Source organism: Streptomyces sp. NPDC089424 (assembly GCF_044749345.1).
GTDB lineage: Bacteria > Actinomycetota > Actinomycetes > Streptomycetales > Streptomycetaceae > Streptomyces.
This window is the reverse complement of sequence record NZ_JBIVHU010000005.1, coordinates 36,169-57,588: the sequence shown is the minus strand read 5'-3', so window position 1 is coordinate 57,588 and position 21,420 is coordinate 36,169. Positions and strand designations below refer to the sequence as shown.

Here is a 21,420-nt window from a genome sequence, read left to right as displayed (position 1 = left end):
ACCTGGTGCGGGACCTCACTTGGCGGCCGAGCATGGCGATATGTCCTCACTCAGGGTGTCCACGCCCTGGTTCGACGAGACCGGCGGTGAGAGTTCCTGGCTCCCGGGGAGTTCCCTCCCCGGTCACAGTGGCGGGACCGCGCCGGATTCACACCGGGCTTCCTCTTCTGCCGCCGTACATGGCCCCGGAAGTCCACCACGGGGCCGGAACGGCCGTCAACTTGCTGTTGACCTGCGACGGGGCAAGTGTGCTGAGTCCCACACGCCACCGGCGGCACGGGTCTCCCGTCTGCCGCTCGCGCCGTCCCCGCGCACGACGAAGCGCCCTGCCCGGAGCCCGTGGAGGGCACCGCGCAGGGCGCTTCGAACACCGGGGCGCTCAGGCCACGATCAGATAGATCCCGTATCCCACGGCCGCCGCGCACGCCGCGAAGGCGGCGTACGCGCCCGTCACCGCCAGCGCCGCCGACTCGCCCTGCGCGGCCGCCCGTTCGCGCCGCGACAGCGCGGTGACACCGAGGGTGAACAGGCCCACCAGAGCCACCGTGACCACGAGGCTGACGCCGAAGACGGAGCCGAGGGCCGCCCAGTCGATCTTCATGCTTGTGCTGCTTCCTTCGGTATCAGGGAGCTCAGACCGAGGCCTGAGAGGGCGTCGGTTCCGAGGCCGTGGCCTGCCGGGGGATCGTGGCCGTGAGGTCCTCGGCCGGGGTGCCCGCCGGGGGCGGCGTCACGGCGGCCATCGCGGTCGTCACCACGCCGGCCGGTTCCCCGTCCGCGTCGTTGACGTTCGTGTGGTCCACGACCTCGCGGCGGGAGATCTTCCAGATCGCGGCGCTGGACCCGACCAGGAAGACGGCGACCAGAGCGGTTCCCCAGGGGCCGAAGCCCGTCACCCACTCGGCGATCGCGCCGACCAGCGCGGCGGCCGGCAGGGTCAGGCCCCAGGCGACGAACATCCGGGTGGCGGTGGACCAGCGGACCACCCCGCCCTTGCGGCCGAGGCCCGCGCCCATCACCGCACCGGAGACCGAGTGCGTGGTGGAGAGGGAGAAACCGAGGTGGGAGGAGGCCAGGATGACGGTCGCGGCGCTGGTCTGCGCGGCGAAGCCCTGCTGCGGCTGAAGGTCGGTCAGGCCCTTGCCCATGGTGCGGATGATGCGCCAGCCGCCGAGGTAGGTGCCGAGCGCGATGGCGAGACCCGCGGAGAGGATGACCCACAGGGGCGGGTCGGAGTCGGGGGCGAGGGTGCCGCCCGCGACCAGGGCGAGGGTGATGATGCCCATCGTCTTCTGCGCGTCGTTGGTGCCGTGCGCCAGCGAGACCAGGCCCGCGGAGGCGATCTGGCCGGCGCGGTAGCCCTTCGCGGAGGCCTTGTCCTCGGCCTTGCGGCCCAGGCGGTACGTCAGCCGGGTCGCCAGCAGCGCCGCGACGCCCGCGACCAGCGGGGCGGCGATCGCCGGGATCAGCACCTTGGTGACCAGCGCGTCGCCGTGGACGGCACCCACGCCGGCCGACGCGACGGTGGCGCCGATCAGGCCGCCCATCAGGGCGTGCGACGAGGAGGACGGCAGGCCGACCAGCCAGGTCAGCAGATTCCACAGGATCGCGCCGACCAGTGCGGCGAAGATGACCTCGGGACGGATGCCGCTCTCGTCGACCAGGCCCTTGGAGATCGTGTTGGCGACCTCCACGGAGAGGAAGGCGCCGACCAGGTTCAGGACGGCGGACATGGCCACCGCGACCTTGGGTCTGAGGGCACCCGTCGAGATGGTGGTGGCCATCGCGTTCGCGGTGTCGTGGAAACCGTTCGTGAAATCGAACGCGAGAGCGGTTACCACCACAATCGCGAGGATCAGCGAGATGCCTTCCATTTACCCAGGCAATCTTTCGAGGTCATTGGCTGGACGAACGTAGGTAACCCAAGTGAACGAAAGGTGAACTGGGAGGGGCTTGTGGGTGTCCGTGAAAGGGGGTGCCTGTACCGCCTGGAGGGCTCGGCCCGCGCGCCGCGCCGCCGGCCCCGTACCCCGTACGGCCACAGGCCCTGCGCGCACCGCCTCGGCCGGGCCGGCGACCCCCGCGAAGAGATGTTGGTCACCCCGTGCGAAGCGGCCGCCCCGCCCGCGGGCGCGCCGCCACGACAAGCCCGCGCCGGAACGCGCCGGAGGTCCGCCTGGCAGGATCGCGGCATGGCTGAACAGCGGTGGGAACAGCGGGAGGCACCGGGCGCTCCCGACGACGCGCGGGACACGGCCGAGGCGGCGGACGCGGCCGGGACGGAGCGAGGCGAGGTGCCGGGCGACGGGGTACCGGACGAGGAGGCACGGGCCTGGGAGGAGCTCGTGGCCACCGCGCGCCGGACCGTCTCCGAGGGCCTGGTCGTCGGCACCTCCGGCAACGTCTCGGTGCGGGTGGGGCACACGGTCCTGGTCACTCCGTCGGGCGTCCCCTACGACCGGCTCACGCCGGACGACATCACCGGCGTCGACCTCGACGGGCGCCAGGTGCGCGGAACCCTCGTGCCGACCAGCGAACTGCCCATGCACCTCGCCGTCCACCGCACCACCGACGCCCGCGCCGTCGTCCACACCCACGCCGTGCACGCCACCGCCGTCTCCACCCTCGTCGCCGAACTCCCGGTGATCCACTACATGGCCGGGGCGCTCGGCGGCCCCGTCCGCGTCGCCCCCTACGCGACCTACGGCACGGACGAGTTGGCCGAGAACATGCTCCGCGCGCTGGCCGGCCGCTCCGGCTGCCTCCTCCAGAACCACGGCACCGTCACCTACGGCGCGTCCCTCGCCCAGGCCTACGACCGCACGGCCCAGCTGGAATGGATGTGCCGCCTGTGGCTGACGGCGTCCGCCGTGCCGGGCCGCACACCGTCCCTGCTGTCCCGGGAGCAGCTGGCGGAAGCGACCGAGCGGCTGCGGGGATACGGGCAGCGCGGCTGACGGAACCCGGGGCGCTCGCCCGTACCACCCGGGGCGCTCGCCCGTACCACCCGGGGCGCCCCTTCCGTGCGCCGCGTCGCCTCACCCCGCCCCGCCGTTCCGCTGGCCGCCGGACGGGCGGGACAGGACACTGGACGCGTGCGCACTGTCAGAGCGACGGCCGCTGCCGTCACCGCCGTGACGGTGGCCGGGGCCGCAGCGGTGGCCGCCGGCCGGTTCGCCAGTGACGCGGCACTGAAGGCGCCGCCCGGCCGACCGCTGCCCACCGAGCCCCGGCTCACCGTGCACGGCACGGCCGCGGGCCGCGTCACCCTCACCCGCACCCTCGCCTCGGTGCGCCCCGGCAGCTACGGCCTCGCGGGCAACGGCTCCCACGCGGTGGTCGGCCCCGTCCTGGACACGGTCCCGCACCCGCCCGACTCCGTCGTACGCCGCCTGGAACGCGTCACCCACGGCACCCTGGAGCCCGGCGACAAGGTCCGGCTCACCCCGAGCCTGCACATCGGCGACCCCCGCACCGCCCTCGGCCTGGACTGCACCGACGTCGAGATCCCCGGCGAACTCGGGCCGCTGCCCGCCTGGTTCGTGCCGGGGGCCCGGGACACCTGGATCATCACGGTGCACGGCCTGGGCGCCGGCCGGGAACTCCCCCTGAACATCCTGGCGTTCCTGCACGGCCTGCGCTTCCCGGTGCTCGACCTCGCCTACCGCGGCGACCCCGGCGCTCCCCGCCCCCCGGACGGACTGAACCACCTCGGCGAGACCGAGTGGCGCGACCTGGACGCCGCGGTCCGCCACGCGACGGCCCAGGGCGCCGCGCGCGTCGTCCTGTACGGCTGGTCCACCGGCGCCACCATGGCCCTGCGCGCCGCCGCGCACTCCTCGGCCCGGGACCGCGTCAGCGGGCTCGTCCTGGACTCCCCCGTGCTCAACTGGGAGGCGACCCTGCGCGCCCTCGCCGCCGCCCGGCGCACCCCGAGCCCGCTCCTGCCGCTCGCGGTCCGCGCCGCCCAGGGCCGCACCGGTCTCTACGGCGACCGCATCGACGAGGCCGCCCACCCCGAGCGCCTGACGCTCCCGGCCCTGATCCTGCACGGCCCCGACGACCTGGTGGCCCCCTGGGCCTACTCCCGCCGCCTGGCGGAGCACCGTCCCGACCTGGTCACCCTCCACACCGTCCCGCAGGCCCCGCACAACGCCATGTGGAACGTGGACCCCAGCGGCTACGAAGAGGCGGTGCGCCGCTTCCTGACCCCTCTGATGTGACGCCGCGGCACCTTCCCGGCGGGCCGGTGGGCCGGGCCGCCGCACCGGGGCCCACGGTTCCGTTTAACGCCGTACCACTGTCCGGATTCCGGCCGGCACCCCCTCCCCGGTGCCGTCCCTTGGCCACTCCCGTCGCCCCACGTGACATTCCGTTTGGGTTTTCGGACCGTCAACCGGAAGACTGCACCCGTGACGTCCCGTATCCCGCGCGACTCCAGGCTCCGACTCGTCCGCCCGCGACCCCTGGCCGCCGCCCCCCGAGCGATGAACCAGCAGCGCTCGCGCCGCCCCGCCCCCCGCCCGCCGGAGGGCACCCCGGCCCCCGCGGAGCTGGCCGGAATGGCGCGCTCCCGGTTGGCGGGCGCGGCCCGCGTCGCCCTCTGGGCCGATGCCGCCCTGCGCCCCGGCAAGGGCAACGCGACCTCCGACGGCAAGGCGACCCTCGCCGACGCGACCGCCCAACGGGCCGCGCACGAACTGGGCCTGACGCCGGCCCAGATCCGCGCCGAGTGGGACACCGCCCGACTCGCCGGGCTCGTCGAGGTGCACGGCGACAGCGCCCGCCCCGGCTGGCGGCTGCGCGCCTGGAACCGCGACGACACCGCGGTCCTGCGCGGCTGGGTCGCCTTCTTCGACGCCTGGTCGCTCGCCCACCCGGAACCCGCCCACCACGAGCCTGCCTCGGTGGCCGAGGTCGTCTCGGCGATGCCGCAGGTGCTCTCCTTCCTCCAGCTCTCGGCCGGCCCGGTCCCCGTCGAGCAGCTCCTCGACCTCCTCCAGCAGCGGGTCACGGAACTGCGCACCGAGCGCTGCGAGGTCCCCTACGGCCCCCAGCGCGAACCGGCGAGCCCCCCGCCCCCCGGCACGGCGGACGTCGACGCCGCACCCGAGGACACCGAGCTCGCCCCCCTCCTCGACTGGGCCCTGCACGCCCTCGCCTCCGTCGGCGCCCTCACCTACGGAGACGGGCAGGCCACCCTCACCCCCCTGGGCAGCTGGGCGGTCTGGGTCAAGCTGGAGCAGATCTGCGTCGCCGCGCAGAGCCCCGCCGGGAACATCGAGGCCGTCGCCGAGGACATGCTGCGCGGCTGCGCCCAGCTGCGCCCCAACGCCGCCCGCGCCGAGTACCGCGCATGGCTCGCGGCCCGGCCCGTCGGCAGCGCCGTCACCGAACTCCTCGACGCCGCCCGCGGCGAGGACGCCCTGCTGCGCGGCCTGGCCTTCGAGGCGCTGCGCGTCGTCGGAGCCCCCGCCGAGCCCGACGTCCGCGGGGTGGTCGACGAGCCGACGCTGCGGCCGTACGCGCTGCTCTGGCTCGCCGAGCACGACGGCGCCGATCCCGAGGACGCCCACGAGGTGCTCACCCGGGAGGAGGCCACCTGGCTGTGGGTCGACACGGCCGCCGCCGTCGCCGACCACGGCGAGGCCCCTCTCCTGGTGCGGCACCTGGAGTCCGCCGTGCAGCCGACCGTGCCCGCCCTGCTCGACGAGGTGCGCGCCGTGGGCCATCCGCGCACCGTGCAGGTCCTGGTCGCGCTGGCCGCCGCGCACCCCGATCCCGCGCTGGCCAAGGCCGTGCGCCGCGCGGCCTTCCAGGTGCACACCGGGGGCAGCTGAGGCCGCGCGGTCAGTCGGTCGTGCGCGGCGCGTAGGTGCCGAAGCTCCAGACGTTGCCCTCGGCGTCCCGGGCCATGTAGTCCCGTGAGCCGTAGTCCTGGTCCGTCGGGGGCATCAGGATCTCCACGCCGTGGTCCACGGCCTGCTGGTGGTGCGCGTCGACGTCGTCCACGACGACGTACACCCCGGCGGGACCCGCGTCCTTCATCACCGTGTCGAAGAGCCCGCCGCGGCCCTTGGAGCCGATCATCACCCCGCCGTTGCCCTGCACCAGCTCGGCGTGCGTCACCGTGCCGCCCTCGCCCTCGTACAGGGCCAGCTCCGTGAAACCGAGGCCCTCCGTGAGCTGGCGGATCGCCGCTTTGGCGTCCGCGTACAGCAACGTCGGGTAGATGCTCGGACCGCCACCGCTCGTGCCTGCCATGCCGATCACTCCTTCGTGCGTCGGGGCTGTGCGCCGGGGCCGCGGCCGCCGTCGGGGGACCCGCCCGGTGCCTTCATCCTGGCACCCGCCACCGACAACGCCGCCCGATACGCCCGAAAGCCGCCGTCCTATGGCCGGTCACGGCGAGAGCGGCCGAAATCGCCCCGTGCCGGGCCGAGTCGGCGGGCAGGGCCTCAGCCGAAGGTGTTGCACCGGGCCATGTCCCCGGTCCGGTAGCCCTGCTCGAACCACGCCTGCCGCTGCTGCGCCGACCCGTGCGTCCACGTCTCCGGCGTCACCCGTCCCTGGTACCGCTCCTGGATCCGGTCGTCGCCCACGGCCGCCGCGGCGTCCAGGCCGTCCCGGATGTCGGCCTCGGTGAGGCTGGTGATCAGCGGCCGCCCGGTCGACTCGTCCGGGGTCGTCGTGGCGTGGTGCGCCCACACCCCGGCGTAGCAGTCCGCCTGGAGCTCCACCTTCACCGCGTTGCTGTTCGCGCCCGTCCCGCCGTCCTGCGCGCGGCCGAGGGTGCCCATCAGGTCCTGCACGTGGTGCCCGTACTCGTGGGCCACCACGTACGCCTGTGCGAACGGCCCGCCGCTGGAGCCGAACTTCGTCCGCAGCTCGTCAAAGAACCCCAGGTCCAGGTAGACCTTCCGGTCGCCGGGGCAGTAGAACGGCCCGACCGCCGAGGTCGCCGCGCCGCACGCGGTGCCGACCCGCTGGCTGAAGAAGACGGTGGGGGAGCGCGAGTAGGTGCCTCTGCGCCGCTGGAACTCCTCGTCCCAGAAGTCCTGCACGCTGTTGACGACGGCCACCATCCGGCAGTCGTCCTTGGTGTTCGCGTCCTGCCCGGTACGGCAGTTCTGCTGCACCTGCGCGAGCGAGGACGACGTGGGCACCGGCTGCGCGCTCCCGTCGGTCAGGCCCAGCTGGTCCGGCCCGACGCCGAAGAAGAGGCCGAGGAGCAGCGCCAGCAGACCGGCGAGGCCACCGCCGACGGTCGCCCTGCCACCGGGGATCCTGCTGCCGCGCACGTCCTGCACCTCGGACGTGTCCAGCCTGGCGTCGTCGTCGAACTGCATGAACGCACCACCCTCAGCCGCACAGTCCCCCTGACGCCATCCTCACGGGCCCCGGGCCTCCCGGCGCCGGACGGACGTCCGAACGGGCGACGTGCCCACCGCGGGCCCGGCACCTCCCGGGGGCACCCGGCACCCCTGGTTACGCTTTTGCGCCTGTCCGCGAGCACGGCCGACGAAGGGAGCCCGGTGGCCGTCCTGCCGGCCGTGGCGAAGCCGACCGATCCCCTCACCCCGGGCACGGGACCCGCCCCGCTCCCGCCCCCGCGACGCGCACCCCGCCGCCTCCCGGCAGCCGTCGCCGCCCTCCTGCTTGCGGCCCCGCTCCTGGCGGCCGCCCACCAGGCCCGACCGGCCCCCTACGGCGACCGCCTCATCGTGCACGCGCGCGTGCAGCACCCTGCGGCGGAGCTGCGGCTGCGCGGGGGAGCCGTCGAGGCGTACGAGCGGACCACGGGGCGGGTGCGCTGGCGCTACAGCCGCGAAGGAGCCCTGCCCCTGACCGTGCTGCCCGCGCGCGGGGAGGCGATCACGCTGTGGGACGACGGACTCGTCACCGACACCCGCACCGACGGCTCCGGCGTCCGCTGGCACCGCGCGCTCCCGGCCACCGCCGGCTGGCTCGCCGCACACGGCGGCGAGGGCGTCCTGCGTCCCCTGGGACGCGGCATCCTCGCCGTGGTCACCCCGGGCCGCGTCGCGGCGTACCGGACCGCCGACGGCGACCTGCGCTGGGTACTGCCCGCCCGCCCAGGGTGCGTGTTCCGGCCGGAACACGCGCTGCGCCGGGGCGGCGCCCTGCTGCTCGCCCAGCCCTGCGCCCGCGCCGCCTGGACCAGCCAGCTCGTCGCCGTCGACGACCTCGGCCGGATCGCCCCCCAGGGCCCGGGACGGTGAGAAGGAGGGCCCGCACCCGCCGCCGGAACAGACGCAGCCGCCGAAACGGGTTGCATCGCCCCGTTAGACTGGCTCCATGGCCATTCTCCTCGCGCATTAGACGGCGGGAAACGTCCTCAGCCGCCCATCCCGCCAACCACCCGCCCCAGGAGTCTGTCCGTGATCTCCGCCTCCGGCATCGAGCTGCGCGCCGGCGCCCGCGTCCTCATCGAGTCCGCCACCTTCCGTGTCGCCAAGGGCGACCGCATCGGCCTGGTCGGCCGCAACGGCGCCGGCAAGACCACCCTCACCAAGGTCCTCGCAGGCGAGGGCCAGCCCGCCGGCGGCACGGTCACCCGCTCCGGCGAGGTGGGCTACCTCCCCCAGGACCCGCGCACCGGCGACCTCGACGTGCTCGCCCGCGACCGCGTCCTGTCCGCGCGCGGCCTCGACGTGCTGATCCGCAAGATGCGCGACAACGAGCAGCGCATCGCCAACGGCAAGGGCGCCACCCGCGACAAGGCGATGAAGCAGTACGAGCGCCAGGAGACGGAGTTCCTGACCAAGGGCGGGTACGCCGCCGAGGCCGAGGCCGCCACCATCGCCGCCGCGCTGAACCTGCCCGACCGGGTGCTCGGGCAGCCCCTGCACACGCTCTCCGGCGGTCAGCGCCGCCGGATCGAGCTCGCCAGGATCCTGTTCTCGGACGCCGACACCCTGCTGCTCGACGAGCCCACCAACCACCTCGACGCGGACTCGATCGTCTGGCTGCGGGACTACCTCAAGACCTACCGCGGCGGCTTCATCGTCATCTCCCACGACGTCGACCTGGTCGAGACGGTCGTCAACAAGGTGTTCTACCTGGACGCCAACCGCTCCCAGATCGACGTCTACAACATGGGCTGGAAGCTCTACCAGCAGCAGCGCGAGGCCGACGAGAAGCGCCGCAAGCGCGAGCGGCAGAACGCGGAGAAGAAGGCCGCCGCGCTGCACTCGCAGGCCGACAAGATGCGCGCCAAGGCCACCAAGACGGTCGCCGCGCAGAACATGGCCCGCCGCGCGGACAAGCTGCTCAGCGGCCTGGAGGCCGTCCGGCAGTCCGACAAGGTCGCCAAGCTCCGCTTCCCCGAGCCCTCGCCGTGCGGCAAGACGCCGCTCACCGCCGAGGGGCTGTCGAAGTCGTACGGCTCGCTGGAGATCTTCACCGACGTCGACCTGGCGATCGACAAGGGCTCCCGGGTCGTCATCCTCGGCCTCAACGGCGCCGGCAAGACCACCCTGCTGCGGCTCCTCGGCGGTGTGGAGAAGCCGGACACCGGACAGGTGATCGAGGGACACGGCCTGAAGCTCGGCTACTACGCGCAGGAGCACGAGACCCTCGACCCCGAGCGCACGGTCCTGGAGAACATGCGCTCGGCCAACCCCGACCTCGACCTCGTCGAGGTCCGCAAGACGCTCGGCTCCTTCTTGTTCTCCGGCGACGACGTCGACAAGCCGGCCGGGGTCCTCTCCGGCGGCGAGAAGACCCGTCTCGCCCTGGCGACCCTCGTGGTGTCCTCGGCGAACGTGCTGCTCCTGGACGAGCCCACCAACAACCTCGACCCGGCCAGCCGCGAGGAGATCCTCGGCGCGCTGCGCACCTACAAGGGCGCGGTCGTGCTCGTCACCCACGACGAGGGCGCCGTCGAGGCGCTCCAGCCGGAGCGGATCATCCTGCTGCCCGACGGCGTGGAGGACCTGTGGGGCGCGGACTACGCGGATCTGGTCGCCCTCGCCTGACCGCCCCGCCCGTTCGATGACCGATCGGTCGCCCGACCGATCGGTCAGTTCCGCTTGACCGAATGGTTGATCCACTGCCTATGGATCATTCGGCCTAGCCGTGATCCATCATCTGTGTGAGATCTCCTCGTACCCCGGTGTGTCCTACACCGATTCCCGGCCGCATCCCTTTATCGACAAGGGCTCGGCGGCGCCGCGGGCCTGACCTGGCACTTCACGGAACAACCCGTTCGGCTGCATGCGCACCGCGCGGCGGAACCATGAATTCCTCTTGTGGGGATGTGCTCCTGTCGTCACAACCCTCACCCACGGACCTTGCCGAATGGGTGGCCATGAGGGCCCGGAGGGGTGATCATGAGGGGACCAGAGCGCACTTCCCATGAGGAGGCACGGGTGGCCGAGACTCTGAAGAAGGGCAGCCGGGTGACCGGCGCCGCGCGCGACAAGCTCGCGGCAGACCTGAAGAAGAAGTACGACGCCGGTGCGAGCATCCGGGCATTGGCCGAGGAGACCGGCCGCTCGTATGGCTTTGTGCACCGCATGCTCAGCGAGTCGGGCGTCACGCTTCGTGGGCGTGGCGGGGCGACCCGGGGCAAGAAGGCCGCTTCGGCCTGACGCCCGGGTGTTCCCTCGACTTCGATGGTGACCACCCGGTCGGTCCGGTGATCGGCCGGGTGGTTACTGTGCAGTCACTTAGGAGTGCTCGGTACGGCACTCGCGATGACCGCATCCATCGGAGGCGCCCCATGGCTTCGCTCGACCCGGTACTCGACAAGGACGGCGTACGGCTCACCGTCGACGACGCGATCGCGACCGTGACGCTGACCAACCCGGCCAAGCGCAACGCGCAGAGCCCCGCTCTGTGGCGGGCGTTGGCCGAGGCGGGCCGGCTGCTGCCGGGCACCGTCCGCGTGGTCGTGCTGCGCGCCGAGGGCAAGTCCTTCTCGGCGGGCCTCGACCGGCAGGCCTTCACCCCCGAGGGCTTCGACGGCGAGCCGTCCTTCATCGACCTCGCGCGCGGCGACGACGCGGAGCTGGACGCGACCATCGCCGAGTACCAGGACGCGTTCACCTGGTGGCGGCGCAGTGACATCATCTCCGTCGCCGCCGTGCAGGGGCACGCCATCGGCGCGGGTTTCCAACTCGCCCTCGCCTGTGACCTGCGCGTCGTCGCCGACGACGTGCAGTTCGCCATGCGCGAGACCAGCCTGGGCCTGGTCCCCGACCTGACCGGCACGCATCCGCTGGTCGGGCTCGTCGGCTACGCCCGCGCGCTCGAGATCTGCGTCACGGGACGCTCCGTGCAGGCGGACGAGGCCGTGCAGACGGGCCTGGCGAACGTCGCCGTGCCGGGGGCCGAGCTCGACGGCGCCGTCCATGACCTGGCGGCGGCGCTCCTGGCCGCGCCCCGCGACGCCGTGATCGAGACCAAGGCGCTGCTGCGGGGTGCGGGCGGCCGGAGCTACGAGGAGCAGCGCGTCGCCGAACGCGCGGCGCAGGCACGGAGGTTGCGCGACCTCGCGGGGCTCGGCGAGTGACGCCTCAGCCGAGCACGACCGCCGTGACCAGCACGGCCACCGTCGGATGATCCGGCAGGGCGATGCCCACCCTGGTGCGGACCTTCCGGGCCACCTCCAGGGCCCGGTGGTCCGCGTCGACGGCCAGCTCCACGCGGACGTGCCGGCGCGCTGACGCGGCATCCCCCGGACCGTCGTCGATGTGCACCGCACGGCCCGTCCCGCCCAGCACGCCGGTCAGGCAGGACACCCCCGGCACCGCCAGCGCCGCGGCGGCCGCGGCCCCTGCCTCGCCGTCCACGGGCGGGCGGGCCTGCTGCGGCTGCGGCGGTGGTGGCACGGCCTCGGATTCCGTCTCCTCGTCGACGAGGGCGTCGACGAGCGCGGTGACCCGCAGGTCGACCTCCGCCACCGTCAGCCCGAGCCGCTGCTCCGCCGCCGCCGACAGGGCCGTGCGCAACCGGTCGGCCGTGGTCGGCAGCGGCTCGGCGGCCGTGGCCGCGAAGTCGGCCGTCACCCGGAGCGGTCCGGGCGGCAGGGCGCTCGGCGGCGCGGGTACGGAGGGCGCGGGCGCGGCGTCCGGATCCCCGAGCGTGAGCCGGAGCGCCCCGGGACGTACCCCCGGGACCGCACTCGCCGCGCGGCGCAGGACCGCCCCGGCCGCCTCCTCCGTGATCCACGCGCCGTCGCTCGGCCCGCCCAGCGGGAGCAGTCTGCCGAGGTTCAGCTGCTGTCGTACTGCCTGCGTCCATCGGTCCGCCGTCATTGCTCCAGCCTGCCGTATTCCCGGCGCGGGCCGGTGAAGCCTCACTTACGGTGGTCGCAGGACTACGGAAGGACGCACGGCGATGACCGACATGGACCGGGACCGGACACAGACCTCCGAAGGGGAGGTCGAGTCGGCGGCGCAGACCCGCAGGCCCGTCAGGCGGGGCGGCGGGGACCCCGGGAGCCGGGGCAGGACCACCATCGCCGACGGCGTCGTGGAGAAGATCGCCGGCCTCGCCGCCCGGGACGTCGTGGGCGTCCACGCGATGGGCAGCGGACTGAGCCGCACGCTGGGGGCCGTGCGGGACCGGGTGCCCGGCGGGTCGAAGTCGGTGACGCGGGGTGTGAAGGCCGAGGTCGGCGAGGTGCAGACCGCGCTCGACCTGGAGATCGTCGTCGACTACGGGGTGTCCATCGCGGACGTCGCGCGCGCCGTCCGGGAGAACGTGGTCGCGGCCGTGGAGCGGATGACGGGCCTGGAGGTCGTCGAGGTCAACATCGCGGTGAGCGACGTCAAGCTGCCGGACGAGGAGGACGAGGAACCGGAGCCACGGATCCAGTGACGTACCGTCACGCGGCGACCGGAATGCACCACAATGGCAGGGAAAGCATCCTTACGGGCCCGAACGACCCGCACGGCTACGAGCTGAGGAGCGCACGATGAGCAGGGCCGTGGTCGGCATGATCGCCGGAATGGCGCTGGGCTTCGCCGGATACTTCGGTGGGTTCGGCGCGTTCGTGCTGGTGGCGGCGCTGGGCGCCGTCGGGTTCGTCGTCGGCCGGTTCCTGGAAGGGGATCTGGAAGTCGGCGACTTCTTCCGTACTCGCGACCGGCGGCGGTGACGTCCGTGAGCGGTGGGACGGACGGACCTCACGGGACGAGCGGCGTCACCCCGGCGGGTGAACGCGGGCAGACCACGATCGCCGACCGGGTGGTCGCGAAGATCGCCGCCCAGGCCGCCCGCGAGGCGCTCGGGCCGCTGCCGCAGGAGGCCGCCCGTCCACAGGCGACGGTCGTGGTGCGCCCCCAGTCCCACGGCGCCGCCGGACCGGCGGGAACGCCCGCCGACACCGCCCGGGTCCGGGTCCATCTCGAACTGGACTACCCGAGCGACATCGGTTCCCGGTGCGCCGGGGTGCGTCGTCATGTGGTCGAGCGGGTAGGCGCGTTGGTGGGAATGGAGGTTCCGGAGGTCGCGGTCCAGGTGGAGCGGCTGCACCTGGCGGCGGCGCACACGGCGCAGGGGAGGACCCGATGAGCGAGCCCGAGGGCTCCGAGGGCACCACACAGAGACTGCCGGTCATCGAGAAGGCCGAGCCGGCGCTGGGCCAGTCCGCGTCGGCCGCGGCCTACGAACCCCGGCCGGGTGCCGACGGCGAGGACGGCAGGACGCGCCGCTTCTGGTCGGCCCGCCGTGTCCCCGCGGCCCTCACCGCCGCCTTGATCCTGGTCCTGGCGGGCGCCTTCCTCTACGACGTCGCGGCCGTACGGGCCGGACGGCAGGCCATGTGGTGGCGTCGCGAACTGGCCCGGCAGCTCGCCGCACGCCCCCTCGACGACATCTGGGTCCTGCTCGGCGCGGGTGTCGCCGCCGCCCTCGGCCTCTGGCTGCTCGTGCTCGCGGCGACGCCCGGACTGCGCGCCGTCCTGCCCATGCGGCGCACCCATCCCGACGTCCGCGCCGGACTGGACCGCGCCGCCGCCGCGACCGTCCTGCGCGACCGGGCCATGGAGGTCTCCGGCGTGCAGTCGGCGCGGGTGCGGATGGGCCGCAGGCGCGCCGACGTCCGCGCGGTGTCGCACTTCCGTGAACTCGACGACGTACGCGCCGACCTGGACGACGTGCTCGCCGACGCGATCCGGGCCCTGGGCCTGTCCCGGAGCCCCGCGCTGTCGGTGCACGTCCGCCGGCCCGGCCGGAAGGGGTGAGGGGAATGCTCAGGACGGTCAACCGGGTACTGCTCGGCGTCGTGGGACTCGTGCTGCTCGTGTTGGGCGGTGCGGTGCTGGCCGTCGGGCTCGGGGTGGAGGCACCGTCCTGGTGGATCCACACCGGCCGGGACGACGTACTGCTGGCCGGCGCCGAACGGACCCGCTGGCGGGACGCGGGCTGGTGGTGGCCGGCCGTCCTCGGCGGGCTCGCGGTGCTGTTCCTGCTCGCCCTGTGGTGGCTGGTCGCGGCGGTGCGAAGGCACCGGCTCGCCGAGGTGCTCGTCGACACCGGCGACGGGGAGGGCGCCCTGCTGCGCGGGCGGGCCCTGGAGGACGTGCTCGGCGCCGAGGCGACCACCCTGGACGGTGTGGCCCGCGCGCACGTCCGCCTCAGGGGCCGTCGCACCGCCCCCGAGGCCCGCGCCAGGCTCCTGCTGGAACCCGACGTGGACCCGGGGGAGGCGCTGCACCATCTGACGACCCGTGCGCTCACCCACGCCCGGAACTCGGCGGGGCTGGCGTCGCTGCCGGCGAAGGTCCGGCTGAAGGGCGTCAGGCACCGTGCGGAAAGGGTCAGTTGACGGCCTCAGAAGCCGTGCCGGGCGCCGCCGTCCACCGACACCATGACCCCGGTCACGTACGACGCGGCCGGCGACAGCAGGAAGGCCGCCGTCCGCCCGAACTCCTGCGGGGTTCCGTAGCGCCGCAGCGGAATCCGCGACTCGGTGGCCGCCCGGGTGGCCTCCGGGTCGGCCGACAGCGAGTCCAGCTCCCGGACCCGGTCGGTGTCGATCCGCCCGGGCAGCACGCCCACCACCCGCACGCCCCGCGGCCCCAGCTCGTCCGACAGCGACTTGGCGAACCCGGCCAGCCCCGGACGCAGGGCGTTCGAGATCGTCAGCGCCGGAATCGGCTCGTACACCGAGCCCGACAGCACGAACCCGACGACACCCCCGTCCTCCAGCTCCGCCGCCGCCGCCCGGGCCAGCCGCACCGCCCCGAGGAACACCGACTCGAAAGCGGTCTGCCACTGCTCGTCGGTGACGTCGGCGGCGAACCCCGCGGGCGGACCCCCCACGCTGACGAGAATCCCGTCGAACCCGCCGAACCGCTCCCGCGCCGCGCCGATCAGCCGTGCCGCAGCCTGCGGGTCGGCGTTGTCCACGGCCACGCCGTGGGCGTTCGGCCCCAGCTCGGCGGCCGCGTCGGCGACGCGCTTCTCGTCCCGCCCCGTCACGACGACCTTCGCGCCCTCGGCCACCAGTTCACGCGCGGAGGCGTTGCCCAGCCCGCGGGTGGCCCCGGTGACGACGTACACCCGGTCCTTCAGTCCAAGATCCATGCGCCCTATCCTGCCTCCTCGTCCCCGAACAGGGCGAGGGCCGTGTTCACCAGTCCGATGTGGCTGAACGCCTGCGGGAAGTTGCCGAGCTGGCGGCCGGCCACGGGGTCGTACTCCTCCGCCAGCAGCCCCACGTCGTTCGTGAGCCCCACCAGTTGCTCGAACAACTCCCGGGCCTCCCGTGTGCGGCCCGTCATGTGCAGCGCGTCCGCGAGCCAGAACGAGCACACCAGGAAGGTGCCCTCACCGCCGGGCAGCCCGTCGACGCCCGTGCGCTCGGCGCTGTAGCGGTGCAGGAAGCCGCCCTGGCAGAGCTCGGCGCGGACCGCGTCGATGGTGCCCCTCACCCGCGGATCGTCCGGCGGCAGGAAGCCCACGCGCGGGATGAGCAGCGTGGCGGCGTCCAGTTCGCGCGAGCCGTAGTACTGCGTGAAGGTGTTGCGCTCCGGGTCGTAGCCCTGCTCGCACACCTCCCGGTGCACCTCCTCGCGGAACTCCCGCCAGCCCTCCAGATCACCCTTCAGCTCAGGATCGCGCTCCATGGCGCGCACCGCGCGGTCGGCGGCCACCCATACCATCACCTTGGAGTGCACGAACTGCTTGCGGCCGCCGCGCACCTCCCACAGGCCCTCGTCCGGCTGCCGCCACTCGGAGCGCAGGAACTCCATCAGGGCGCACTCCAGTTGCCACATGTGCGGCTTGACGGTCATGCCCGAGATCCGCGCCAGCGACAGCGAGTCCATCACCTGGCCGTACACGTCCAGCTGCAACTGCAGCACGGCGTCGTTGCCGATGCGCACCGGGGCGGAACCGGCGAATCCGGCGAGCCAGGGCAGCTCGGCCTCGGGGAGGCGTCGCTCACCCGCGAGCCCGTACATGATCTGCATGTCCGCGGGGGCGCCCGCCACCGCGCGCACCAGCCAGTCGCGCCAGGCCTCCGCCTCCTCGTGGTACCCGGCCGCCAGCAACGCGCCCAGGGTGAGGGTGGAGTCACGCAGCCAGCAGTACCGGTAGTCCCAGTTGCGCACGCCGCCGAGCTCCTCGGGAAGGGAGGTGGTGGCGGCGGCGACGATGCCACCGGTCGGCGCGTAGGTGAGGGCCTTCAAAGTGATCAGCGAGCGGAGCACGGTGTCCCGGTGCGGGCCCCGGTAGCGGCAGCGGGCCGACCACGCCTGCCAGTCCGCGACGCTGTGGCGCAGCGACTCGTGGGGGTCGACGAGGGGCGGGCGCGGCTCGTGCGAGGGGTGCCAGGTGAGCACGAACGCGACCTTCTCGCCCGCGCCGATGGTGAACTCCGAGTGCGTGCCGAAGTCCTCGCCCCAGGTGTGCACATGCGGCTCGCTGCGCAGCCACGCCGAGTCCGGGCCCGCGACGGCGACCCGGTGCCCGTCCGTGCGGCGCATCCACGGCACGATCGAGCCGTAGTCGAAGCGCAGCCGGAGGGTGCTGCGGACGGTCACGCGGCCGCTGAGCCCCTCCACGATCCGGACGACGTCGGGGGCGCGGTCGCGCTGCGGCATCAGGTCGGTGACGCGGATCGAGCCCTCGGGGGTGTCCCACTCGGTGTCCAGCACCAGGGTGCCGGGGCGGTAGGCGCGGCGGGCGCAGGTGGGCCGCGTGCCGTCGGTGCCGTCGGGTTCCGCGGCGGCGACGGGGGCGATGCGCCAGTGGCCGTTGTCCTCGTCGCCGAGCAGCCGGGCGAAGCAGGCGGCGGAGTCGAAGCGGGGCAGGCACAGCCAGTCGATGGAGCCGTCGATGCCGACGAGCGCGGCGGTCTGTTCGTCACCGATGAGGGCGTAGTCCTCGATGCGGCGGTCGGTGATGTCCTCGGCGGGTTCTCTGGTGGGCGGGTGCACGGAGTGCGGGTTCCCGGGGGAACCGCCGGGCAATCCGGGCTCTTCGCGGGTCACACCGGCGCGGGCACGGTCTCCTCGTGCCGCTCCCCGGCCGCCGCCTGCGCGCGGTCCCGGGCCTCGCGGCGGGCGAGGATCACCCAGCCGACGGGGACGCCCGCCGAGAACAGCCACCACTGGACGGCGTACGCCATGTGGTTGCCGATGCCGTCGTGGTCCGGGGCGGGGATCAGCTCGGGTGTGTCGCCCTTCGGCTCGGGCGCGGTCAGTTCGACGTAGCCGCCGAGGACCTGCTTGCCGAGGCGCTCGGCCTCCCGCGCGCTGTCGATCAGCATGATCTGGCGGTCCGGCAGGCCCTGCACGTTCTTGATGCCGCTCTCCGCGGTGGTCTGGTCGGGCATCAGGCGCCCGGTGACCGTCGTCTCACCCGCCGGGGGTGCGGGAAGCTTCGGGAACGCCGTCTGGCTCAGCCCGTCCGTGGGCACCCAGCCCCGGTTGACGAGCAGCACCTTGCCGTCGTCCAGGACGAAGGGGGTGAGGACGTGGTAGCCGACCTCGTCGTCCGCGTTGGTGCGGCGGCGTACGACGACCTCGTGCGCGGTGTCGAACTGTCCCCGCGCCGTGACGCGCCGGTACAGGTCGGCGTCGTCGACCTCGGCTCCGGGCGCGGTCAGGGACTCGACGGGGACCGGTGCGGCGGCCAGCGACGCGGCGATCACACCGTTCAGCGCGACCCTGCGCTCGTGCCGGTGCAGCTGCCAGAAGCCCAGCTCGATCATCGTCGGGATGAGGGCGAGGGCGACAAGGGTGAGGATCACCCACTGCCGGGACAACAGGAAGCGGTACACCCCACGACCGTACATCTCGGGCCGTGGGGTGCGATGCGTGGGGTGCGGGGAGGCGGGGTGGAGGCGGGCGCGGGAGGGCTCCCGGGGCTCAGACGCGGTCGACGATGCCCACCCTCCCCTCCGCGCGGGCGCAGTGCGCACCGCAGTACCAGTGGCCCTCGACCTCGACGCCCTGGCCGATGATCTGTACCCGGCAGTGCTCGCAGATGGGTGCCATGCGGTGGATCGCGCAGGCGAAGCAGTCGAAGACGTGCACCGCGCCCTGCGCGTGGACCTCGAAGGTCATTCCGTAGTTGTTGCCGCAAACTTCGCAATTCGCCATGCGCCACAGGGTGAGCCGTCCCCGGGGCACGGGCGAGCGGGCGCCGGGCGAGTCGCCCACCAATCACCCGTCCGTACGGTCACGTCTCCGGGGCCGCTTCCACGTCCCCGAGAAGCTGCCCGAAGGCCGCCTCGTCGACCACGGGTGTGCCGTACTGCCGGGCCTTGACGACCTTCGACGTGCCCGAGTCCGGGTCGTTGGTGACGAGCAGGCTGGTCAGCCGGGACAGGCTGGTGGCGACGTGCAGCCCGGCCTCGACGGCGCGGTCCTCCAGCAGCTCGCGCTCGACCGAGGTGTCCCCGGAGAAGGCGATGCGCATGCCCTGCTTGAGGCGCTTGCCCTCCTCGTACCGCCCCGGGTTGGGGTAGGGGCAGGCGGGCCGTTTGCGGGACGGGCGCCAACTGCCCGGCCGGTAGCCGCCGTAGCCGCCCCCTCCGGTCGCCTGCTGCCCGATGAGGGCCGAGGGCCGCTCGACCCACTCCGTCAGTGGCCGGCACTCGTGCAGCGGCAGCCGTACGCCGCCCTCGGCCGCGGCCCGCAGGCTCGGCCGGAACGCCTCCGCGAGCACGCGGGCGTCGTCCAGCGCGTGGTGCGCCCGCTGCTGCACGACGCCGTAGTGCGCGGCCAGCGACGCCAGCTTGTGGTTGGGCAGGGGAAGCTCCAGCGCCTTGGACAGGGCGATGGTGCACAGCCGCTGACGCACCGGCGCCTCGCGCCGCACGCGCGCGTACTCGCGGGCGATCATCTGCCAGTCGAAGACGGCGTTGTGCGCGACGAGCACCCGGCCCTCCAGCCGGCTCGCGAACTCCTCGGCGATGTCCTCGAAGAGCGGCGCCCCTTCGAGCGCCTCGCTCGTCAGGCCGTGGATCCACACGGGGCCGGGGTCGCGCTCCGGGTTGACCGTCGTGTACCAGTGGTCCTCGACCTCGCCGCGCCCGTCCAGCCGGTAGACGGCCGCGGAGATTATCCGGTCGTCCCGGGCCAGGCCGGTGGTCTCCACGTCAACGACCGCGTATCCCAGGGGATACGCGGTCGGCCAGACTGTCGGGGAGGACGCTGCGGTCGCACGGTCTTCGAGCATGGTCATTGAGGATACGGGCCCGGACCGACATCCCTGTCCGTCAGGACTCCGGCCCCGGCGGCCTGTTGGCAATACTTGTGGGTAACAACCTCTAGCCGTGCCCCTTCCGGGGTCCTACGGTGCACCCATGCCGAACCTGCCCGACGTCGTGCTCTGGTCCATACCGGCCTTCGTGCTGCTCGCCGTGATCGAGATGATCGGCGTCCGCCTCCATCCCGACGAGGACGCGGCCGGATACGAGGCCAAGGACGCCGCCACGAGCGTCACCATGGGACTCGGCAGCCTGTTCTTCGACCTGATCTGGAAGATCCCGGTCGTCGCCCTCTACACGGCCCTGCACGAGCTGACGCCGCTCCGGGTGCCCGTGCTGTGGTGGACCGTCGTGCTGATGCTGCTCGCGCAGGACTTCTTCTACTACTGGTCGCACCGCGGCCACCACGTCATCCGCATCCTGTGGGCCTGTCACGTGGTGCACCACTCGAGCGAGAAGTTCAACCTCACCACCGCGCTGCGCCAGCCGTGGACGTCCTTGACCGGCTGGCCGTTCTACGTCCCCCTGATCGTCGCCGGTGTGCACCCGGCCGCGCTGGCCTTCTGCTCGTCCGCGAACCTCGTCTACCAGTTCTGGATCCACACCGAGCGGATCGACAAGATGCCCCGCTGGTTCGAGTACGCCTTCAACACGCCGTCCCACCACCGGGTGCACCACGCGTCCCAGGGCGGCTACCTCGACCGCAACTTCGGCGGCATCCTCATCGTCTGGGACCGCCTCTTCGGCACCTTCGTCGCCGAGACGGAACGGCCGGTGTACGGGCTGACCAAGAACATCGGCACGTACAACCCGCTGCGGGTCGCCACCCACGAGTACGCCGCCATCGCCAGGGACCTGAAGGCGGCACGCGGTTGGCGCGAGCGCGCCGGACGCCTCTTCCGCGGCCCCGGCTGGCAGCCGGCACCGGCCCCGGCACCCGCGGCGGCGGAACCGGCCGGCGAGAGCGCCGCCGCGTGAGCACCTCGCCTGCCCGACCCGCCGCACCCGTCCCGCCGGTCGCCGTGCTCGCCGTGCTCGCCGTTCTAGGCGTCGCCGCCGCCGTCGACCTCGTCTCGCTCGCCGTCGGCTTCGAGCCCGGCCACACCGCCGCCAAGCCGCTCCTGATGCCGCTGCTCGCCCTGTGGGCCCACCTGTGCGGCGCGCCCCGGCTGCTCGTCGCGGCCCTGCTGTTCGGCTGGGGCGGGGACGTGCTGCTGCTGTCGGACGCGGAGCCCGCCTTCCTGGCAGGCATGGGCTCCTTCGCCCTGGGACACGTGTGCTACCTCGCCCTGTTCGCCGCGCACGGCCGGCCGCACCCCGTCCCACGCGCGCGTGCGGGCCTCATCGCCCTCGGCTACGCCGTCGTCCTCACCGGTGTCGTCGCCCTGCTCCTGCCCGGCCTGCCGGCCGGACTGCGCGTGCCCGTGGCCGCCTACAGCGCGCTGCTCACGGCCATGGCGTACGGCGCCCGCACCCGGCTCGGTCCCGTCGCCGGGTGCGGCGGCGCGCTGTTCATGCTGTCCGACACGCTCATCGCCACCGGTCTCGCCGACTGGCCGCAGCCGCCCGCGCCGGACTTCTGGATCATGCTCACGTACCTCGCGGCGCAGTCCCTGCTGACCTGGGGCACGCTCGCCGCCGGGCGCGCACCGGCGTCGGACGGCAGTGGCGGGCGCCCCGGGTGGGGCGCCCGCACCTCAACTCCGCTCGACCGGGCCTGAGCC

General features: G+C 73.5%; 24 protein-coding genes and 1 riboswitch. Of the genes, 14 read left to right on the top strand and 10 right to left on the bottom strand.

What is annotated here, in order from left to right:
- Positions 1-69: 69 nt before the first annotated feature.
- Positions 70-214: riboswitch (cobalamin riboswitch) on the bottom strand.
- A gap of 165 nt (positions 215-379) precedes the next feature.
- Both ACIP2X_RS22845 and ACIP2X_RS22840 read right to left on the bottom strand, forming a co-directional pair.
- On the bottom strand, positions 380-601 hold the full coding sequence (locus tag ACIP2X_RS22845; RefSeq protein WP_401675963.1) for a hypothetical protein: 222 nt from the start codon (positions 599-601) through the stop codon (positions 380-382).
- Between the two features lie 31 nt (positions 602-632).
- Entirely contained in the window at positions 633-1,874 is a 1,242-nt protein-coding gene (locus ACIP2X_RS22840) for an anion permease (protein WP_401675961.1), read from the bottom strand.
- Between the two features lie 318 nt (positions 1,875-2,192).
- On the opposite strand from ACIP2X_RS22840, the gene ACIP2X_RS22835 reads away from it, so the two are divergent.
- The 3 genes from ACIP2X_RS22835 (at position 2,193) to ACIP2X_RS22825 (ending at position 5,840) form a co-directional block, all read left to right on the top strand.
- Entirely contained in the window at positions 2,193-2,957 is a 765-nt protein-coding gene (locus ACIP2X_RS22835; RefSeq protein WP_401675959.1) for a class II aldolase/adducin family protein, read from the top strand.
- Positions 2,958-3,095: 138 nt separating this feature from the next.
- The gene (locus tag ACIP2X_RS22830; RefSeq protein ID WP_401675957.1) at positions 3,096-4,223 is read left to right on the top strand and encodes an alpha/beta hydrolase family protein; all 1,128 of its coding nucleotides are present in this window, start codon (positions 3,096-3,098) and stop codon (positions 4,221-4,223) included.
- 189 nt (positions 4,224-4,412) lie between these two features.
- Positions 4,413-5,840, top strand: coding sequence for a hypothetical protein (locus ACIP2X_RS22825; protein WP_401675955.1), 1,428 nt, complete (start codon positions 4,413-4,415; stop codon positions 5,838-5,840).
- 10 nt (positions 5,841-5,850) lie between these two features.
- Here the strand turns inward: ACIP2X_RS22825 and ACIP2X_RS22820 are convergent, their stop codons facing one another.
- Both ACIP2X_RS22820 and ACIP2X_RS22815 read right to left on the bottom strand, forming a co-directional pair.
- The gene (locus ACIP2X_RS22820; protein ID WP_401675953.1) at positions 5,851-6,264 is read right to left on the bottom strand and encodes a VOC family protein; all 414 of its coding nucleotides are present in this window, start codon (positions 6,262-6,264) and stop codon (positions 5,851-5,853) included.
- A gap of 194 nt (positions 6,265-6,458) precedes the next feature.
- Positions 6,459-7,349 (bottom strand): neutral zinc metallopeptidase, encoded by an 891-nt coding sequence (locus ACIP2X_RS22815; protein ID WP_401675951.1) that lies wholly within the window; start codon positions 7,347-7,349, stop codon positions 6,459-6,461.
- Between the two features lie 186 nt (positions 7,350-7,535).
- Here ACIP2X_RS22815 and ACIP2X_RS22810 point away from each other — a divergent pair, with 186 nt between their 5' ends.
- From ACIP2X_RS22810 to ACIP2X_RS22795, 4 genes are all read left to right on the top strand, one after another.
- Complete coding sequence (locus tag ACIP2X_RS22810) at positions 7,536-8,243, top strand: hypothetical protein (RefSeq protein WP_401675949.1); 708 nt, start codon at positions 7,536-7,538, stop codon at positions 8,241-8,243.
- Positions 8,244-8,402: 159 nt separating this feature from the next.
- Positions 8,403-10,001 carry an ABC-F family ATP-binding cassette domain-containing protein gene (locus ACIP2X_RS22805; protein WP_401675947.1) on the top strand — a complete coding sequence of 533 codons (1,599 nt, stop codon included), beginning with the start codon at positions 8,403-8,405 and terminating at the stop codon, positions 9,999-10,001.
- Positions 10,002-10,394: 393 nt separating this feature from the next.
- Positions 10,395-10,616 carry a helix-turn-helix domain-containing protein gene (locus ACIP2X_RS22800; protein WP_018567695.1) on the top strand — a complete coding sequence of 74 codons (222 nt, stop codon included), beginning with the start codon at positions 10,395-10,397 and terminating at the stop codon, positions 10,614-10,616.
- 131 nt (positions 10,617-10,747) lie between these two features.
- The gene (locus ACIP2X_RS22795; RefSeq protein WP_401675944.1) at positions 10,748-11,539 is read left to right on the top strand and encodes an enoyl-CoA hydratase/isomerase family protein; all 792 of its coding nucleotides are present in this window, start codon (positions 10,748-10,750) and stop codon (positions 11,537-11,539) included.
- A 4-nt stretch (positions 11,540-11,543) separates the two neighbouring features.
- Here ACIP2X_RS22795 and ACIP2X_RS22790 read toward each other — a convergent pair whose 3' ends face one another.
- Entirely contained in the window at positions 11,544-12,284 is a 741-nt protein-coding gene (locus ACIP2X_RS22790) for a nucleopolyhedrovirus P10 family protein (protein WP_401675942.1), read from the bottom strand.
- Positions 12,285-12,366: 82 nt separating this feature from the next.
- On the opposite strand from ACIP2X_RS22790, the gene ACIP2X_RS22785 reads away from it, so the two are divergent.
- The 5 genes from ACIP2X_RS22785 (at position 12,367) to amaP (ending at position 14,800) form a co-directional block, all read left to right on the top strand.
- The gene (locus ACIP2X_RS22785) at positions 12,367-12,849 is read left to right on the top strand and encodes an Asp23/Gls24 family envelope stress response protein (protein ID WP_401675940.1); all 483 of its coding nucleotides are present in this window, start codon (positions 12,367-12,369) and stop codon (positions 12,847-12,849) included.
- A 97-nt stretch (positions 12,850-12,946) separates the two neighbouring features.
- On the top strand, positions 12,947-13,129 hold the full coding sequence (locus tag ACIP2X_RS22780) for a hypothetical protein (RefSeq protein ID WP_189701844.1): 183 nt from the start codon (positions 12,947-12,949) through the stop codon (positions 13,127-13,129).
- Positions 13,126-13,545 (top strand): Asp23/Gls24 family envelope stress response protein, encoded by a 420-nt coding sequence (locus ACIP2X_RS22775; RefSeq protein ID WP_401675937.1) that lies wholly within the window; start codon positions 13,126-13,128, stop codon positions 13,543-13,545. Before ACIP2X_RS22780 ends, ACIP2X_RS22775 begins: the two co-directional genes overlap by 4 nt.
- Positions 13,542-14,216: a DUF6286 domain-containing protein gene (locus ACIP2X_RS22770; RefSeq protein WP_401675935.1), complete on the top strand. Its 675-nt coding sequence runs from the start codon at positions 13,542-13,544 to the stop codon at positions 14,214-14,216. Before ACIP2X_RS22775 ends, ACIP2X_RS22770 begins: the two co-directional genes overlap by 4 nt.
- Positions 14,213-14,800 (top strand): alkaline shock response membrane anchor protein AmaP, encoded by a 588-nt coding sequence (gene amaP, locus ACIP2X_RS22765; protein ID WP_401675933.1) that lies wholly within the window; start codon positions 14,213-14,215, stop codon positions 14,798-14,800. Before ACIP2X_RS22770 ends, amaP begins: the two co-directional genes overlap by 4 nt.
- Before the next feature lie 5 nt (positions 14,801-14,805).
- On the opposite strand, the gene ACIP2X_RS22760 is transcribed toward amaP, so the two are convergent.
- The 5 genes from ACIP2X_RS22760 to ACIP2X_RS22740 form a co-directional block, all read right to left on the bottom strand.
- Positions 14,806-15,561, bottom strand: coding sequence for an SDR family oxidoreductase (locus ACIP2X_RS22760; RefSeq protein WP_401675931.1), 756 nt, complete (start codon positions 15,559-15,561; stop codon positions 14,806-14,808).
- A 5-nt stretch (positions 15,562-15,566) separates the two neighbouring features.
- Positions 15,567-17,417 (bottom strand): glycoside hydrolase family 15 protein, encoded by a 1,851-nt coding sequence (locus ACIP2X_RS22755; protein ID WP_401675929.1) that lies wholly within the window; start codon positions 17,415-17,417, stop codon positions 15,567-15,569.
- Positions 17,418-17,467: 50 nt separating this feature from the next.
- Positions 17,468-18,262, bottom strand: coding sequence for an SURF1 family protein (locus tag ACIP2X_RS22750; RefSeq protein WP_401675927.1), 795 nt, complete (start codon positions 18,260-18,262; stop codon positions 17,468-17,470).
- 88 nt (positions 18,263-18,350) lie between these two features.
- The gene (locus tag ACIP2X_RS22745; protein WP_365452796.1) at positions 18,351-18,584 is read right to left on the bottom strand and encodes a hypothetical protein; all 234 of its coding nucleotides are present in this window, start codon (positions 18,582-18,584) and stop codon (positions 18,351-18,353) included.
- Positions 18,585-18,663: 79 nt separating this feature from the next.
- On the bottom strand, positions 18,664-19,665 hold the full coding sequence (locus ACIP2X_RS22740) for a DEDDh family exonuclease (protein ID WP_401675924.1): 1,002 nt from the start codon (positions 19,663-19,665) through the stop codon (positions 18,664-18,666).
- Positions 19,666-19,792: 127 nt separating this feature from the next.
- Here ACIP2X_RS22740 and ACIP2X_RS22735 point away from each other — a divergent pair, with 127 nt between their 5' ends.
- Both ACIP2X_RS22735 and ACIP2X_RS22730 read left to right on the top strand, forming a co-directional pair.
- Positions 19,793-20,674, top strand: coding sequence for a sterol desaturase family protein (locus ACIP2X_RS22735; RefSeq protein ID WP_401675922.1), 882 nt, complete (start codon positions 19,793-19,795; stop codon positions 20,672-20,674).
- Positions 20,671-21,417, top strand: a complete 747-nt coding sequence (locus tag ACIP2X_RS22730; protein WP_401675920.1) for a lysoplasmalogenase — start codon at positions 20,671-20,673, stop codon at positions 21,415-21,417. Before ACIP2X_RS22735 ends, ACIP2X_RS22730 begins: the two co-directional genes overlap by 4 nt.
- The last annotated feature ends 3 nt before the right edge of the window (positions 21,418-21,420 follow it).